The organism is Corallococcus macrosporus, assembly GCF_017302985.1.
GTDB lineage: Bacteria > Myxococcota > Myxococcia > Myxococcales > Myxococcaceae > Corallococcus > Corallococcus macrosporus_A.
In genome coordinates, this window is sequence record NZ_JAFIMU010000006.1 from 345870 (window position 1) to 363184 (window position 17315).

Consider the following 17315-nt stretch of genomic DNA (forward strand, 5'->3'; position numbering starts at 1 on the left):
CATGAACATTCAACGATGGAGCATGCTGCTTCTCCTGGGATCGACGCAGCTGGCCTGGGGCGCACCCGACAAGGTGGATGCATTCCTACGCGCGGAGATGGCTCGCAATCACATCCCTGGCGCGGCGGTCGCGGTGGTTCGTGACGGCAAGGTCATCAAGCTCGCGGCTTATGGCACGGCGAACCTGGAATGGAACGCGCCGACCAGCACCCGCACGGCGTTCCAGATCGCCTCCGGCACCAAGATGTTCACGGCAGTGCTGTTGATGGACCTCGTGGGCCAGGGGAAACTCAAGCTGGCTGACCGCGTCTGCCAGTACATCGCCGACTGCCCAGTTGCGTGGAAGGACATCACGGTTCATCAGCTTGCGAGCCACACGTCCGGGATGAAGCCCGGGCCGGTGAACCCCGACGTATCCAGCGTCGCTGTGGCGGTAGAGGCGGCGAAGAAGGTCCCACTTGCGGCAACCCCAGGTGAGAAGGCTGCCTATGGATCTGACGACTTCGTCCTCCTTGCCCACATCCTGGAGAAGGCGGGCGGTGCGCCCTATCAGCAACTCCTGCGCGACCGCGTCTTCACGCCCTTGCAGATGACGAACAGCGGATTTGATCAGGCCACGCTCACCGAGGGACATGTCGTTCTGACCAGCGAGGTGGTCCGCGAGCGCTCGGCGACCTATCAGTGGAAGACCGACCACCAGCAGCAGTACTGGTTCGTGTATCCCCACTACACGCTCGCGGCCGGGGGACTCTTCTCCAGCATCACAGACATGGCGAAGTTCGCCGCTGCGCTGATGACGGACACGCTCTTGAGCGCGGAGCTGCGCAAGGCCATGTGGACGCATCCCACGCTCAACAGCGGCAAGCCCGGCAGCTTCGCGGTGGGCTGGACTGTGGCCCGGTATCGCGGGCGTCCCGAGGTGGGCCACAGCGGCGGTCCGGCGCTCTCCGATACGGTCTACTACCCGGACGAAAAGCTCGCTGTGGTCGTCCTGACGAACCAGCGAAAGCTGGTCCCCAACCTCGCGCATGGAGTGGCGAACTTCTACCTGTCTCCCCCGCCCTTCCTGAATGCCCCCGGCATCACCGACGCCGTCCCCGAGCGGACTGAGACGTTGAACCAGCTCCTGCCCTCGCTGGTCCAGGGCAAGGCGGAGTCCCATTACTTCACCGGGTCCGCGAAGGACGCGCTCGCGGAGCTGAACGAGTGGCTGCCAATCCAGCTTGGTGGAATGCCTCGGCTGAGCCGCCTGGTCCTCCTGGAGGATTCGGCGGACCACCTGTCTCGGACCTACCGCGCTGTGTATGGCAAGGACCAGACGCTGCGCTGGAAGGTCACGTTTGATGCGGCCGGGCTGATCTCGGAACTGGACGTCGCGGACGAGTAACCTACTCAGCGGTCCTCGCTCCGGATCCAGACGTGGTGTTCGACCTTCGACCAGTTCTTCTTGGCCGCGGGTGACAGCGTGGCGTAGCCCGGCCGGGAGGTTTCATCCAGGTAGTGCTGGTAGGCCTCCTGGAGCGTGGAGCCGATGCCCAGGACGTAGGCGTACAGGAAGAGCTCCGTGGAGTAGCCGTACTGGGCTGCGTTGTTCGGCTGCTCGTAGACGGTCGCGATCAGCACTCCGCCGTTCTTCGGCAGATGCGGCCCGACTCGCTCAAGGATCTTGTCCAGCTTCTCCTGGGTGCGCTTGTAGTTGGCGGCGGTGATCAGGCCGCTCATGAGCCACTCCACGACAGAGGCGGACCAGTTGTACGACTTCGTCCCTGTCACCACCTCGATCCCGTTCGAGGTCGGCACCCGGCGGAGTGTCACGGCCGTAACCTGGTATTGACGCGCGGGCGGTGACGGCTTCAGGGGGACTGGCGTCAGCTGCGGCTTCACTGTCGCCGTTGTTGGTGGCGTGGTGCTCACCGGCGCCAGGGGCACGGTGACCTGCGGCCCCGACTGTGGGGTCAACCGCGTCGTCTTTCCGACCAGCCGCGAGCCCGACAGGATGGCCTGTCCCTGTCGCTGGAGGGGCGCGTAGCCCTCCTTGGGCTTGAAGGCGAGGTGCTTCAACTTCGCCTCCTGCACCGCGTCCGCGTAGCGGATCTCCTGCGCCTGCATCTGCTGCGTCCCGTGGAAGGCCTGGTTCGACTCGAACACCTTCCCCATCAGGGACTCGAACTCGCCGCTCCGCTGGTTGGCTTTCGAGTCCACCAGGGCGCAGCGCACGTACCCGTAGCCGTACATCTTCCCGCGGTTCTTCGAGTAGATGTGGTCGACGTCGTGCCCTGAGACCACAGGTCCGAAGGCAGCGGCCCAGGCGTTGCGGTACCCGCCGTAATGCGGGCTGACCCACAGCTGCTTCTCCCCCGTGAAGCTCTCCACCACGAGGACGTCCTTGGACTGGTAGCGGGCCAGCGAGTAGCAGTGGCCCACGTACTTCTCCAGGGCCGCCTGATCCTTCGCGGCGACGGGAATCGGGGGATCGACGACGGGGGGCGGGCTCACGGGGAGTGCGGAGCCAAGCACGCCCCTCCACACCGGGGCAACACGGCCGACCGCCTGCGCTCCGAACACCTTTCCAGCGCCCGTCCGCCTACCTGCCTTGTACCCAAATCACCAGGGGAAACGGGGAGTTGAGGGCCGGCGAGCATTGAGGGCTTTCCTTGGTAGCGCAGCCAAAGGACTATTGAAGCGACGTGCAGGACGGCGAGATAGCACTTCGCTGTTTTGTCGTAGCAAGTGGCCGCAGCGAGAAAGCGCTTGAGGTCAAGTAAGAAGGACTTCCACTCGGTAGCGCGTACCGTCCGGTCAATGCCGTATTAGGGCGATTGAAGCCAAGCCCGGCCGTGAGCGGCGGGCACCGCGAGTTCCAGCGCAGAGAAGTGACGTGGTGAGCTGGCGTCAGGACGAGTCAGCAGCGCGAAGATGCTTCTATCCGTGCGGCAGCAACTCGCTGATGCGGGCGTTCAGGCGAGCTTGGACGCGCAGCAGTACGTCGACGAGGTAGGTCTCGGAATTGACGCCGTTGGCCTCGCAGGTGGCGACGAGAGCCTAAAGGCCGGCGAGGTTCTGCCCTGCGGCCTCGTGGCCGACGAAGGTAAGCGCCCGGTGGACGTCGTGCCGAGATGCTTGATGACAGACGCGGACCGTGCTCGGCGAGCACCGCGAGGAGCGAACTGTTCGGTGACTGAGTTGGGGGCGACTCGGGCGCCGTGCGTCGCCGCATCCACTCGCGGGGTAGTAGCTCACCGATGCGCGAGTGGGGATGCGTCTGCACACGCAGCAGCACGTCGCGCGGTTCGTAATTCTGACCAGCTCGGCCCGCTTTTCGTTAGGTTACAGTCCAGCACCGTCGACAGCGATCATCCTATCAATAACAACAGCAGCGACCAAATCCTTCAACTCTTGCTCGCTCGAGCCAGCATAACGCTTGATAATTTCATCATAAACACCAATAGCCTCGGAACGCTTCCCCTCCCGCTGCAGGGCCTCACCTTTTCCATGCATAGCCCTGGCAACAGACATCCTCAAATACGAATCAGAAGCCTCTCCGAATCGCCTCTCAACCTCATCATAAACAACGAGGCTTTCCGCCCATCTACCTCCATCAGAAAGCGAGTTCGCCTTGCCGGTAAGCGCCAGCGCCAGCATCCCATCTGAACCAGCCTTCGGCGCACTCTCAATGCGACGAATTAATTCACTATACGCCTCAACGCTATCTACATACCTTCCAATGTCATAACAACAACTACCTTTTCGAAACAAGGCAACAGCAACCATATCCCCCATCCCAGACTGTTCCTCGCCTCCGAAGCGCCTCACTATCTCCTCATACACTGCTACGCCGTCTGCGACCTTCCCCGCGCCCTCCAGCGACAAGCCCTTTCCAATAAGAGCTCCGGCAACTCGCTCCTTCAAAACGTCCTCGACGGCTTGGCCAAATCTCGTCAAGAAATCATCATATGCCGCGACAGCCTCGGAAAACCTTCCTGCATCTGAAAAAGCCTTGGCTTTATTGAACAACGCGTATGCAACACGCTCTTTTAGCCGAGCCTCCGAAACCCTGCCAAACCTTCGAACGACTTCATCATACACAACGACAGCACCATCAATATTGTTCATTGAAACCAGTGCCGCCCCCCGGCTATTGCTTGCCATTCCCCACCTGATGTTCCAGTGAGGATCACTTCCATCTGTGCGGTCTTGAGCAATCTCGCATAGGCGAATCCAGAGATTAGAAGCCTCAAGCCACATCGGAGCCCACTCGCGCTTCGCCTTGACGGTTTCGGATGCAATTCCACGACAAATCGCTTCAAGAGCACCATCTAAATCCGGAATCTGCGACTTAAGAAGCATTGTTAGATTGACACTCCTCGCAATCTCCAAAGCTTCCGGATACGCCGCCCTGCGAACAGCTCCATTCACCCCCATAAGAAACGCGGCCTGCATCGCCCTATCCGGACTTTGCTCGGCTTCCCGCCTAACCAAGTCTGCACCATCCTTGACGCGGCGAATCACGGACCTAATCAAGTACGTATCGTCATCATCCGGGACATCTGGAGCGACGAGACCCGAAAGAAATTTCTCAAAAAAATCCAAAGGGTCTCGAGTGAGCTCCGGCTCGTCAAGATTCAATTCTCGAACAAGTGCATCAAGAACCTGACGAGCTGGAAGAGTCGCGCTTGTTGTCTTCAAATCACCAGTTCCAACAGATGACGTAGTGCCTGTGCCAGCATCCTGTCTCATTCCGCCTGAACCAAGAATATCAGACGCTCCATCCTTACCTTGCAGTTGAATACTTGGGACAACGAGTCGAACATTGCCGTGCTCCACAAGCCAGCCTGGAAGTCTCTCGACCTCGGAGCGTTCAAAACAGAACCAGTAGAGATTGTGTCTCAGTGGCTCTTGTCGAAGTCGGCGCCGAAGGGCTCCCATGACGACATCTTTTTCCCATCCAGAGTACCCAACAACCAGCGGAGAGCGATGTGAAAGAATGCGATCAAGCAAATGGCGCATCCCGTCATTTGCCTCAGGGTCATTGGCGGCTCGAAGCTCAATCTCACCATTCAAATTGCAGCAGTCATAAAACCAATGAGTCCCGTGAACATGAACAATTTGGGGGTCGTTTCTTTCGACATCAATGCGACGCGTTGTTCCGGGATGATCGCAAACAATAACATCTAACCTAAAAAGCCGCAGTGCCTTTGCCAGCAACTCATCGAAATTTGTGGTGACTACAATATTCGCTAGTCTTCCTGAGCTAACCAAGTGTGCCAAGCGCAGGTTTGCGGCAGAAATATGTGCAGACTTGATCTGGTGATGAAGGAAAGCTCGCCTTTGCTCGGCGTGCGGATAGGCGGCCTGAAATAGGGCGGCATACCTATCCATGGCGCTACCGTCGAGATTGGGAACTTGCTCGCCGCGCTCTCGAATCGCGGCCATGCACTTCTCTTCGATTCCCCGCGCTAGCGGAATCGGCGGATATGAAATGCCAGCTCCGACAATAAAGAAGTAGGGTGCTGCTGGGCGCCCAGCGTGCCACGGCAATGTCCTGGTCGCGTTCGCTATTTCGCGCACTGCCTCTGGTAGGGACAACAATCTTGGACTCATTTGGTGCGCCACCCGCAGTCAGTCAACAGCAAACACATGGGCAACATATGGATGTCGAACAATTGTCTTTTGGCTTTCAGCCTATTCTTGAAGACTCATCGCCATTGCATGCCGTCGACTCTCTTTGTGTTCTATTAAACAAGAATCGCCTAAATCCGCTGTCTCTATATAAAGGCAAGTATCAGTCGAAGGTACGATGGGTTTCCTGTGACGTGAAATGCCCTCCGTGACGGTTTACTGCCAGTGCATCCTGACTTTGACGGCAGCAACATGGCTTTTGGTGCTGCTGTCCTTCCTCAAAGCAGTTTAGTACCTCGCGGCATCGAAGGCCGGAATCGCCGAGCAGTAAGGTCATCGACAAGGCGGCGCTAAACTCCCCTCCACGCGACTGCAGTAGAATGGTAGCCCGAGTCCCCAGTGCCTTCCCAGCGCCTGTCCGCCTGCCTCCCCTGCACTCAAATCGTCAGGAAAGTCGGGAAGTTGAGGGGCCAGCCGAGCGCGTGGTACGAACTCCCGTTCAGTCTCCCCCTCTCAATTTCAAAGTGCCTGGAGTCGGCTTCCATGAGCGAGCGCAATGACGTCACGCGGCCTTCGTCCTCCGCATCGGTGCCTCCCCCCGGAGCCCCCGAATCGACGGGCGCGGTCCAGGCATTGGCCCAGAACGTGACCACCCTCCCCGCTCCCGTCCCCACCGCCAGCGCCGAGGACGATGCCCGCGAGCGCATCGCTTCCATGGAGCGCGAGGCCAAGGCGCTCGCCACCACCGAGCCGCAGACCGCCGCCCTCCTCTTCCATGAGGTCGGTCTGCTCTGGGAAGAGCCGCTCAAGAATCCTCGCAACGCCGCTGTCGCGTTCCAGAATGCGTACAAGCTGGCGCCGCGCTTCCTCGCGAACATCCGCGCCGCTCGCCGCCTCTTCGCCGACGTCGGCAACTGGCAGATGGTCGTGCAGCTCATCGACGCGGAGCTCATCGCGTCGGACGATCCCCGCCAGCAGGCCTCGCTCCTCTTCGAGAAGGGGCAGATCCTCGAGGAGCGCCTGTCCCGCGACAACGACGCCGCGGATGCGCTTCGCCAGGCCCTGGACCGCAAGCCCACGGACGTCACGCTCCTCACGCAGCTCGAGTCCGTCTACGCGTCACGCAACGACGCGGGCGCGCTGGTGGAGATCTACCGGCTGCTTGCCGCCGCCGTCGTTCCTCCGTCCCTTCGCGCCCACTACCTCACCTCCGCGGGCATGGTCCTGGAGGAGCGCCTCAAGCAGAAGGAGGCCGCTGCGGCGGCGTTCCGTGAGGCGTTCGCGCTCGACCGCTCCGACCCGCTGCTCCAGGCCGCCATCAAGCGCGTCGCCGAGCGCGAGGGCCGCACCGATGAGTTGCTCTCCGCCCTCCTCTCCGAGGCCGAGGGCCAGGGCTCCCAGGGCGCCCCCGCGTACCTCCACATCGCCAAGGCCCATGACCGCCTGGGCCGCAAGGACGATGCCCTGTCCGCGCTGCTCGCCGCCCGCCGCGTGAGCCCGCATGAGCCCCTGGTCCTCAGCGCGCTCGCCGGTATCTACGAGACGCAGGGCCGGTTCGAGGAGCTGGCCGACGTGCTGCTCGCGTGGGTGGGTTCCATCAACGACGAGAGCGAGCTCGTCGCCATCAACCTGCGCCTCGCCGCGCTGTACGAGGACGACCTCAAGCGCGACCAGGAGGCCGCCGCCCGCTACCAGGCCATCCTCTCCCGCATCCCCAGCCATGCCGCCGCGCTCGCGGGCCTGGGCAAGCTGTCGTACCGGATGCAGAACTGGGAAGGCCTCGTCGCCGTCTTCGACGCGGAGGTCACCGCCGCCGAGGACGCCAAGGGCAAGGCCGCTCGCATGTACAAGGCGGCGGAGATCCTGGAAGAGCGTCTGGGCCGCCAGGAGGACGCGATTGCTCGCTACAACGCGTGCCTCCAGCTCCAGCCGGGATACCTCCCCGCGCAGAAGGCCCTCACCCGCCTCTACGAGCGCCAGGGCCGCTTCGCCGAGCTCGTGTCGATGTTCGAGCAGGACCTGCTCCAGACGTCCGACCGTGACCAGGTCATCACCACGCTCAACAAGATGGCGGTCATCTACGAGGACCGCCTGGGCGACCTCGACCACGCCATCGAGTGCATGAAGCGCATCCTCGACCTGGCGTCGGATCACCTGCCCACGCTGCGCAACCTGGCCCGCCTCTACGAGCGCGCCGGGCGCTACCGCGAGCTGCTGGAGACCAACGACCTGGAGGCGTCCTTCGCCGGCGACACCAAGCAGGTGCTGTCGCTCCTCCACCGCAACGCGGAGATCCTCGACGAGCACCTGAAGGACCGCGTGGGCGCCATCACCGCGTATGAGCGCGTGCTCGCGCTGTCGCCCTCGTACCTGCCCGCGCTCAAGGCCCTGGGCCGGCTGTACGCGCAGGACGGCCGCTGGGAGAAGCTCATCGACATGTACCGCGCGGAGTCCGAGATCTCGGCCTCCACCGACGCGGCCGCCGCGCTCATCTACAAGATTGGCGAGCTGTACGAGCACCGCCTCAAGCAGGAGAACGAGGCGCTGGCGTCGTACCAGGAGGCGCTGATGCTGGCGCCCAGCTACTTCCCGGCACTGCGCGCGCTGGCCCGCATCCACCGGGCCCACGGCGCGTGGGAGAGCCTCGTGGAAGTGCTTCGCGCGGACGCCGCCAACCGCACCGACCCGCTGGAGCGCGCCAACGCGCTCTACCAGGCCGCCGCCATCTGGGAGGATCAGCTCGGCCGTCCGGAGCTGGCCATCGACGGCTACCAGGAGGTGCTGCGTCTCACGCCGGGCCACGCAGCCACGCTGCGCGCACTGGAGCGCCTGTACGTCGCGCAGGACAACGTGAAGGAGCTGGTCTCCATCCTCGACCGCGAGACGCAGGTGGGCCAGACGCCCGCGGCCAAGGTGACCGCGTACCTCAAGCTCGCGCGGCTGTACCTGGACCGCTTCCAGGAGCCGTCCCGCGCCGCGCAGTGCTGCGAGTCCGTGCTGGGCCTGGAGCCCGGCAACCTCACCGCCCTGACGCTGCTGGAGCGCATCCGCGTTTCGGACCGCCCCCGCCGCGCGGAGCTGCGCACCCGCATCGCCGAGCGCGTCACCGACACGCGCCTGTCCAGCGCCCTGCGCCTGCTGGCCGCCGCGGATCAGGAGAAGGGCCCGCCCACCGAGCGCACCCTGGAGGTCTACCAGCGCGCGTTCGACGCGGACCCGTCCGACGCGAGGCTCGCCTTCAGCCTGGAGCGCGTGCTGCGCCAGAGCGGGGACACCGCCGCCCTGTCGCGCATGTACGGCATGCGGCTGGCCGTCACCACCGACGCCACGGAGGCGCTGGAGCTGCTGCTGCGCGCCGCCGAGCTGGCGGAGAAGAACCCCGACCTGGAGCAGGCCGCCGCCCTCTACCGGCAGGCGCTGGAGCTCCAGTCGCAGTGCCTCCCCGCGCTCCAGGGTGCCCGCCGCGTGGCCCTGCGCCGCGGCGACTTCGCCACCGCCCGCACCATGATGGAGACCGAGGCCCGCGCGAGCCGCGACGCCAAGAGCGCCATCGAGGGCTTCGTCGCCGCCGCGAAGCTCGCGGCCCAGAAGCTCAATGATCCCGACGGCGCCGCGGCCCTGTACCGCCTGGCGCTGGAGCGCGACCCGCTGCACCCGGGCGCCGCCACCGGCCTGGAGGAGCTGCTCGCGCAGCGCGGCGGTTCCTCCGACCTCGCGGCCCTGCACGAGCGGCGCGCCGAGGCCCGGCTCGCGCAGCGTGACGTGGAAGCAGCGGCGGCGGCGTACGTCACCGCGGCCCGGCTGCACAACGTGGCCCTGGGCGACCGTGCCCGTGCGCTCGCGGTGCTGGAGAAGGCCCTGACGGCCCGCCCCGGCTTCCCCGACGCGCTGGAGACGCGCGGCCTGCTCCTGCTGGAGGCGCAGCAGTACGCGGAGGCCGCGCAGATGCTCGGCCAGCGCGTGCAGCAGGGCGGTGACCCTCGCGTGCTCGCGCAGCACCACCTGACGCTGGGCGCGCTCTACCAGCAGCACCTGGGCGACCCGGGCCGCGCGGCCGCGCACCTCCAGACGGCGCTGGCCACCCTGCCCCGCCACCCGGAGGCGCTGGAGCGGCTGGCCACGGTGTACGCGCAGGGCCGCAACTTCGGCGGCGCGGTGGACTGCCTGCGGCGCCTGTTGGATCAGGACCTGCCCAACGACGCTCGCGCGCGCTTCACCGTGGAGCTGGCGCGCATCCACGACGAGGGCCTGGGCGACGTCGCCTCCGCCACGGCGCTCTACAAGAAGGCGCTGGAGCTGACGCCGGGTGAGCCCACGCTGGTGGACCGGCTGGTGGTCCTCTACGAGCGCCAGCGCAACCTGCCGGAGCTGGCGCAGATGCTGGAGGCCCAGGCGGCCGCTACGGCGTCCTCGGACGTCAAGCGCGCGGTGGCCCTGCGCATCCGCGTGGCCAGCTTCTACGCGGGTCCGCTGGCGGAGCCTGCTCGCGCCACCGTCATCTACCGGCAACTCGTGGAGCAGGACGGCCAGAACCTCCAGGCCCGCGCCGCGCTGGCGGAGCTGTATGGCCGCGACATGGCCAGCTACCCGCTCGCCATCGAGGAGCACCGGCAGATCCTGCGCCAGGACCCCTCGCGAGTGGACAGCCTGCACGCGCTGTTCAAGCTGTGGGAAGCGCAGAAGCAACAGGACAAGGCCTTCGCCGTCGCCGCGGTGCTGACGTTCATGCGCGCCACCAACGAGGTGGAGCAGGCCTTCTACTCGGAGGCGCGCGTCCGGCAGCCGCAGGAGCCCCGCGAGGCGCTGCCCGCCACGGACGTGGACACCGTCCTCATGCACCCGGCCGCGCGCGGCCCGCTGACGGAACTCTTGCGCGCCATGGGCGAGCACCTGGGCAAGGTGCACCCGCCGCAGTTCGAGATGCTCGGCGTCAATCCCAAGCAGGACAAGCTCAAGCCGGACTCGGCCGTGTTCAAGGCCGTGCGCGCGGTGGCGCAGACCTTCGGCGTGGAGGAGTTCGAGGTCTACCTCGCCCGGCGCGGCCTCTTGCAGTTGGAGACGACGGAGCCCCTGTCCCTGTGCGTGGGCCAGGACGTCGTGCGCCGCTTCAACGCCCGTGAGCAGAAGTTCCTCATCGGCAAGGCGGTGCTGGGCCTGCTCAACAAGACGGCCGTCCTCTCCAAGCTGTCCCAGGGCGAGACGGTGGACCTGTTTGGCAACGCCATCCGCGTGCACGTGCAGCAGTTCAACGGCCTGGGCCGGCGCAACGACGAGACGACGAAGCAGCTCAAGAAGGCGTTCAGCCGCAAGGCGATGAAGGCCTCGGAAGGCCCCGCGCAGACGCTGTCGGAGCAGTCGAAGATCGACGTGGCGACGGTGGTGGACGCGCTCGGCTACTCGGCGGACCGCGCGGGCCTGCTGGTGTGCGGCGACCCGTCCGTGGGCCTCACCATGGTGCTGCGCGAGGATCCGAACGTGGTGGCCAACAAGCAGGAGGGCACCGACGCCATCCTCCAGGCCGTGCGCGAGCGCGCGGACCTGAAGGCCCTGCTGTCGTGGCTGCTCACGGACGACTTCTTCCGGCTGCGCCAGCGGCTCGGCCTGGCGCTGTAGCCGTCTTCCGAGCCCTACCTACTCCCGGCGGACCAGCGCGTCCGTCGGGAGCCCCGTCAAGAGCCGGCCCACGGCGTCGTCCACGTGGGCCCGGTCCATGGCCTCCACCGTCACCTTCACGCGGTAGTCCATGGCCGCGTCGAAGACGGGATAGGAGCCGATGGCCACGTGGGGCATGTCCAGCGCCACGCGGTCCAGCACGGCCGCCAGGGCGCTCTCGCCCAGGTTGAAGTACAGGTTGATCAGGTGCACCGGCGTGCCGCTCAGCCGTGAGAGCACCGTCTCCAGCTGCAGCCGGAAGAGCTGCGGCACTCCCGGCAGCAGGAAGAGGTCCCCCACCGTCAGCACCGGGAACCACATGCCCGGCTGGGCCAGGAGCACCGCGCCCTCGGGCGCATCCGCCAGGCGCAGCGACTCCGGCGTCACCGGCGACGTGCCCGCGCGGGCCTGGATGGCCGACACCATCTCGGGCAGGCGCACCACGGGCCGGCCCAGCGCGAGCGCCACCGCGCGCACCGTGACGTCGTCGTGGGTGGGGCCAATGCCTCCGCTGGTGAAGACGTAGCGGGCCTTGCGCCGGGCGCGGGCCACCGCGTCCACGATGGCGTCCACGTCGTCCAGGATGGTCTCCACCGAGACCAGCGGGATGCCAAGCTCCCGCAGCCGCTGGATGAGGTGGGGGCCGTTCTCGTCCTTCACCTTGGCGGTGAGGACCTCGTTGCCAATGATGATCGCCGCCGCGCCGGTGCGCTCCATGGGACCGCGGACTCTACTCCAACGGACCCCGGGGGTGGACTCGCGTGCTGCTGCCGCGCGGACCCGCCCTGTCCTGGAGTCAGCAGGAGCGGACGGACATCCTTCGCGCATGGACTCCCATGAGACCCGGGACGCGATCCGCGCGTCCGTGCGTGCGCTGTGCAACCGCTTCCCCCCCAAGTACTGGCGGACCCTGGACGCGGAGCGTGAATACCCCCACGACTTCGTGAATGCCCTCACGGAGGCCGGCCTGCTGGCCGCACTGATTCCCACCGAGTACGGCGGCGCGGGGCTGGGGCTGCGCGAGGCGGCCGTCGTGCTGGGCGAAATCAACCACTTCGGCGGGAACGCGTCCGCCTGCCATGCGCAGATGTATGTGATGAACGTGCTGCTGCGTCACGGCTCCGTGGAGCAGAAGCAGCGGTACCTGCCGGAGATCGCGGCCGGGCGTCTGCGGCTCCAGGCCTTCGCGGTAACGGAGCCGAACTCCGGCTCGGACACCACCGCCATCGAGACGACGGCGGTGCGGCACGGCGACCGCTACGTCGTGAACGGCCAGAAGATCTTCATCTCGCGCGTGCTCCAGTCCGACCTGATGCTCCTGCTCGCGCGGACGACGCCCCGGGCGGAGGTGCGCAAGAAGACGGATGGGCTGAGCGTGTTCCTGCTCGACCTGCGCAAGACGCAGGGGCTGGAGGTCCGGCCCATCCGGACCATGCTCAACCACGCGACGAACGCGCTGTTCTTCGAGAACGTCGAAGTGCCCGCCGAGGGGCTGATTGGCGAGGAGGGCAAGGGCTTCTCGTACATCCTGGACGGCATGAACGCGGAGCGGGTGCTCGTCGCCTCGGAGGCCATCGGGGATGGCCGCTGGTTCATCGAGAAGGCCGTCGCGTATGCGCAGGAGCGCGTCGTGTTCGGCAAGCCCATTGGGGCAAACCAGGGCGTGCAGTTCCCCATCGCGAAGGCGCACACGGCGCTCACCGCCGCGTCGATGCTGACGGAGCAGGCGGCGACGCTCTTCGACAGCCATCAGTCCTGCGCGGCCGAAGCGAACATGGCGAAGTACCTGGCCGCGGAGGCCGCATGGGAGGCCGCCAACGCCTGCATGGACACCTACGGCGGCTATGGCTTCGCCGAGGAGTACGACGTGGAGCGCAAGTTCCGCGAGGTGCGCCTGTTCATCAACGCGCCCGTGAGCCGGAACATGGCCCTGTCGTACATCAGCCAGCACGTACTGGGGTTGCCCCGCTCGTTCACCTAGAGCGCCTGACACGACTGGTGGTGGCAGTCCCAGGATAACTTCTCCCTCTGGCAGCCCTTCACGCCATCCGTATCCTGAGCGCCATCAGAAGGCCCACCGGGGCGTCCGGTGGCCTGCGCTCAGGAGAGTTTTGTATGCGTTATCGGCTGTTCGGCCGTACAGGCCTCTACGTCTCGGAACTCTGTTTCGGAGCGATGACATTCGGCGGGAAGGGCTTCTACGAGCCCATTGGCAGGACGGCCCAGGCAGAGGCCGACGAGCTCGTGTCCATCTCGCTCGAGAACGGCATCAACTTCTTCGACACCGCTGACGTCTACTCCGAGGGCGAGTCCGAGAAGATCCTCGGCAAGGCCCTCGGTGCGCGCCGCAAGGACGTCGTGCTCGCCACGAAGGTGCGCGGCAAGGTCGGCACGGGTCCAAACCAGCAGGGCCTCTCCCGCGCTCACATCATGAGCTCCATCGAGGGCAGCCTGAAGCGCCTCGGGACCGACTGGGTCGACCTCTACCAGATTCACGGCTTCGACCCGGTGACGCCCTTCGATGAGACACTGCGCGCACTCGACGACGTTGTCCGTTCCGGGAAGGTGCGTTACGTCGGCTGCTCGAATCTCGCGGCATGGCAGCTCGCCAAGGCCAATGGCATCGCGGCGCGCCAGGGTTGGGCTCGCTTTGAGTCATTGCAAGCCCACTACACGATCGCCACCCGCGACCTCGAACGCGAACTCGTGCCTCTGCTGAATGACTCGCAGATGGGGCTCATGGTCTGGAGCCCGCTCTCCGGGGGCCTGCTGTCCGGGAAATATGGTCGTGACGGCAAGGGCCCTGACGGCTCGCGCCGAGCCAGCTTCGACTTCCCGCCCGTCAACAAGGACCGCGCCTTCGACTGCATCGACGTGATGCGGAAGATTGGCGACGCCAAGGGTACGGGCGTCGCATGCGTCGCGCTTGCGTGGCTGCTCGCGAAGCCCCACGTCTCCGCGATCATTGTCGGCGCGAAGAACGAGGCGCAGCTCCGGGACAACCTGAAGGCGAGCGACTTCGTGCTCGACCCCGCCGAGGTCACCGAGCTCGACAAGGTGAGCGCACTGCCCGCCGAATACCCGGGCTGGATGATCGAGTTCCTGGGCAACCTCGGCAGAGCGCCGAAGAACGCTCGCTAACGGCATCGGATGAGGATGACGATGCAAAAGCGCAAGCTTGGACAGGGATTGGAAGTCTCGGCGCTCGGCCTCGGCTGCATGGGTATGAGCTTCTTCTACGGTCCGCCCAAGGACACCGCGGAGATGACGAAGCTGCTGCGCGCGGCGGTGGACCGCGGCGTCACGTTCTTCGACACCGCGGAAGTCTACGGACCTTTTCTCAACGAGGAGTTGGTCGGTGCGGCACTCGCGCCCGTACGCGACCAGGTGGTGATCGCCACCAAGTTCGGCATCAAGCACGGCGAGAACGGGCCCAGCCCGCTGTCGGGGGTCGACAGCCGACCTGAGCAGATACGTCGAGTGACGGAGGCGTCCCTGAAACGCCTGCGGACCGACAGGATCGACCTGCTCTACCAGCATCGTGTCGACCCAGCGGTGCCCATCGAGGACGTCGCCGGCACCGTGAAGGACCTCATCGCCGAACGGAAGGTGAAGCACTTTGGCCTCTCGGAGGCCGGTGCGGCGACCATCCGCCGCGCGCACGCCGTGCATCCCGTGACGGCGCTGCAGAGCGAATACTCGCTCTGGATGCGGGAGCATGAGGCCGGAATCATTCCGACTCTCGAAGAGCTGGGCATCGGGCTGGTGCCCTACAGCCCCCTTGGGAAGGGCTTTCTGACTGGCAAGATGGACGCCAGCACGCCGTTGGCCGACGACGACCTCCGCCGGCTCCTGCCGCGCTTCTCCCAGGACGCGATGGATGCGAACCAGGCACTCGTCCGTCTGCTCCAGCAAATCGCCGACGACAAGCGAGCCACACCGGCCCAGATTGCTCTTGCCTGGGTACTGGCCCAGAAGCCCTGGTTCGTTCCAATCCCTGGCACCACGAAGTTGCACCGGTTGGAAGAGAACCTGGGCGCGCTCGACGTCGAGCTGACGCAGGGCGATTTGCAGCGCATCGAGGAGGCCTCAGCCCAAATTCGCATTCAAGGCGCGCGCGTGCCCGAACGGCTCCAGGCTCAGTTTGGACGCTGACTCTCTGAGGGGCGCGAGCGACCGGGACGTTATACTGCGGCCCGTGACCGCCGCTTCCCTGTCGTCTCCGCGCTCCGAGCTTGGGCACTTTCTCCGGACCCGCCGGGCGCGGCTGCGACCGTCCGACGTGGGGCTGCCCGAGGGTGGGCGGCGGCGCACGCCGGGGCTGCGGCGCGAGGAGGTCGCGCAGCTCGCCGACGTGGGGGCGAGCTGGTACACGTGGCTCGAGCAGGGGCGCGACATCCAGGTTTCGGAAGCGGTGCTCGAGCGACTTTCGAGCGCGCTGCGCCTCGATGCGGCGGAACGTTCGTACCTGTTCGAGCTTGCCCAAGGTCGCTCGCCCCGTCCGCTTGCCGCGACGCCGCCGATCGTGAGCCCCCTGCTCGCGGGCACGATCGAGGCGCATCGTCATCCGGCGACTGTCTCGACCCTGCGCTGGGACGTCGTCGCGATGAACGGGCCCGCGCTGAAGCTCTGGGGTGATCTGCGTGGCACGAATGCCCTGCGGAATCTCTTCCTCGGCAAGGGACCGCCGCTCGTCACGGTGGAGCGCGAGGCACACGCACGAAACCTCGTTGCGCGCTTTCGCTCGGAAGCCGCACGCGCGAGTGCCCACGAGCAGTTCCAGGAGCTTGCGGACGAACTGCTGGCAAAGAGCCCCGAGTTCCGCCGGCTCTGGACGCAGCATGACCTGGATGCCGAGCCCGAGGGCACGAAGGTCGTCGACATCCCCGGAACCGGCCGCATCGAGCTCGCGCACGTGACGCTGATGCACATCGAGCCGGACGCACGTACGCTTCGAGTCCTCTTCTATTCTCCCGTCGGCCCCGAGAGCGCGCAGCGAATGGCGCGTGCTCTCGCGGAACGTTGAAAGCAAGAAGACCGTCAGGCGCTCCTGGCTGCGGGCGGCGCCTCCCGGCCCTCGCGGACGTGGACCACCACCTTCCCAATGGCTCGCCGCTCCGCGAGGGTGCGCAGTCCTTCGGCGGTCGCTTCCAGGGGGAGCCGGAGGGTGATGCGCGGGAGGATGCGGCCCTGCGCGTACCAGGCGAAGAGCTGATCCATGGTTTCGCGCAGCGCGGCCGGGTCGTGGTAGCGGAAGTAGCGCAGCGACGAGCCCAGCACCGCGCGGTGCTTCACGAGCAGCCGGTGGGCGGGGATGCTCGGAGCCTGTCCCGCGGCGAAGCCCACGAGGACGTAGCGGCCCCCCCAGCCCAGCGTCGAGAGCGCCGGGTCGAAGAGCGGTCCGCCGACCGGATCCACGCAGACGTTCACGCCCGCTGAACCCGACTCAGAGAGGACCTGCTCCTTCCAGGCCGCGTCAGCGGAGCAGATGACCCGGTCCGCTCCGGCTTCGCGCGCGATGGCGAGCTTGTCCGGGGTGCTCGCGACCGCGATGACCGTGGCGCCCAGCGCCTTGCCCAGCTGCACCGCCGCGAGCCCCACGCCTCCGCTCGCTCCGAGCACGAGGAGCACCTCCGAAGGCTTCAGGTGGGCGACGCGGATCAGTGCCAGCGCGGTGCTCACGTAGGCGCTGGTCAACGCCGCGGCGACGTCGAAGGAGACTCCCGCCGGCAGCAGGAACGTCTCCTGGGCGGAGGCCACGGCCTGCTCGGCGTAGCCTCCGTGCCAGAGGATGGCCACGACCCGGTCCCCGGTCTTGAAGCCCGAGCCCTCCGGGGCGCTAGCGATGGTCCCCGCGGCCTCCAGCCCCGGAACGAAGGGCAGCTCGGGCCGGGTCTGATAGGTCCCGCCGATCATGAGGAGGTCGGCGAAGTTCACGCTGCACGCATGCACGTCGATGCTCACCTCGCCGGGCTTCGGAACAGGCTCGGGGACATTCGTGAGGGTGAGTTGCTCGGGTCCGCCCCACCTCCCACAGACCATTG

The 17315-nt window shown here is 66.0% G+C and carries 10 protein-coding genes and 1 pseudogene; 6 read left to right on the forward strand and 5 right to left on the reverse strand.

Translation table 11 applies throughout. The features are described 5' to 3' along the window. Position 1: 1 nt before the first annotated feature. On the forward strand, positions 2 to 1387 hold the full coding sequence (locus JYK02_RS11185) for a serine hydrolase domain-containing protein (protein WP_207050911.1): 1386 nt from the start codon (positions 2 to 4) through the stop codon (positions 1385 to 1387). A gap of 5 nt (positions 1388 to 1392) precedes the next feature. Here JYK02_RS11185 and JYK02_RS11190 read toward each other — a convergent pair whose 3' ends face one another. The 3 genes and pseudogenes from JYK02_RS11190 to JYK02_RS11200 form a co-directional block, all read right to left on the reverse strand. After that, positions 1393 to 2517: a hypothetical protein gene (locus JYK02_RS11190; RefSeq protein ID WP_207050912.1), complete on the reverse strand. Its 1125-nt coding sequence runs from the start codon at positions 2515 to 2517 to the stop codon at positions 1393 to 1395. A gap of 405 nt (positions 2518 to 2922) precedes the next feature. After that, positions 2923 to 3087, reverse strand: a pseudogene (locus JYK02_RS11195) (transposase domain-containing protein); the annotation flags it as partial. A gap of 240 nt (positions 3088 to 3327) precedes the next feature. Beyond that, complete coding sequence (locus JYK02_RS11200) at positions 3328 to 5433, reverse strand: tetratricopeptide repeat protein (RefSeq protein WP_207050913.1); 2106 nt, start codon at positions 5431 to 5433, stop codon at positions 3328 to 3330. Between the two features lie 729 nt (positions 5434 to 6162). Between JYK02_RS11200 and JYK02_RS11205 the strand changes: the two genes are divergently transcribed. Then, entirely contained in the window at positions 6163 to 11232 is a 5070-nt protein-coding gene (locus JYK02_RS11205; RefSeq protein WP_207050914.1) for a tetratricopeptide repeat protein, read from the forward strand. A gap of 18 nt (positions 11233 to 11250) precedes the next feature. On the opposite strand, the gene JYK02_RS11210 is transcribed toward JYK02_RS11205, so the two are convergent. Next, positions 11251 to 11988: a competence/damage-inducible protein A gene (locus JYK02_RS11210; protein WP_207050915.1), complete on the reverse strand. Its 738-nt coding sequence runs from the start codon at positions 11986 to 11988 to the stop codon at positions 11251 to 11253. Positions 11989 to 12097: 109 nt separating this feature from the next. Between JYK02_RS11210 and JYK02_RS11215 the strand changes: the two genes are divergently transcribed. From JYK02_RS11215 to JYK02_RS11230, 4 genes are all read left to right on the forward strand, one after another. Then, positions 12098 to 13252 carry an acyl-CoA dehydrogenase family protein gene (locus tag JYK02_RS11215; RefSeq protein ID WP_207050916.1) on the forward strand — a complete coding sequence of 385 codons (1155 nt, stop codon included), beginning with the start codon at positions 12098 to 12100 and terminating at the stop codon, positions 13250 to 13252. Between the two features lie 134 nt (positions 13253 to 13386). Beyond that, a complete protein-coding gene (locus tag JYK02_RS11220; protein WP_207050917.1) occupies positions 13387 to 14412 on the forward strand; it encodes an aldo/keto reductase in 1026 nt (341 codons plus the stop codon). Between the two features lie 21 nt (positions 14413 to 14433). Then, complete coding sequence (locus JYK02_RS11225; protein WP_207050918.1) at positions 14434 to 15426, forward strand: aldo/keto reductase; 993 nt, start codon at positions 14434 to 14436, stop codon at positions 15424 to 15426. Positions 15427 to 15469: 43 nt separating this feature from the next. Beyond that, entirely contained in the window at positions 15470 to 16297 is an 828-nt protein-coding gene (locus tag JYK02_RS11230) for a helix-turn-helix transcriptional regulator (protein WP_347402465.1), read from the forward strand. A 14-nt stretch (positions 16298 to 16311) separates the two neighbouring features. On the opposite strand, the gene JYK02_RS11235 is transcribed toward JYK02_RS11230, so the two are convergent. Next, positions 16312 to 17313: an NADPH:quinone oxidoreductase family protein gene (locus tag JYK02_RS11235; protein ID WP_242588691.1), complete on the reverse strand. Its 1002-nt coding sequence runs from the start codon at positions 17311 to 17313 to the stop codon at positions 16312 to 16314. Positions 17314 to 17315: the final 2 nt, after the last annotated feature.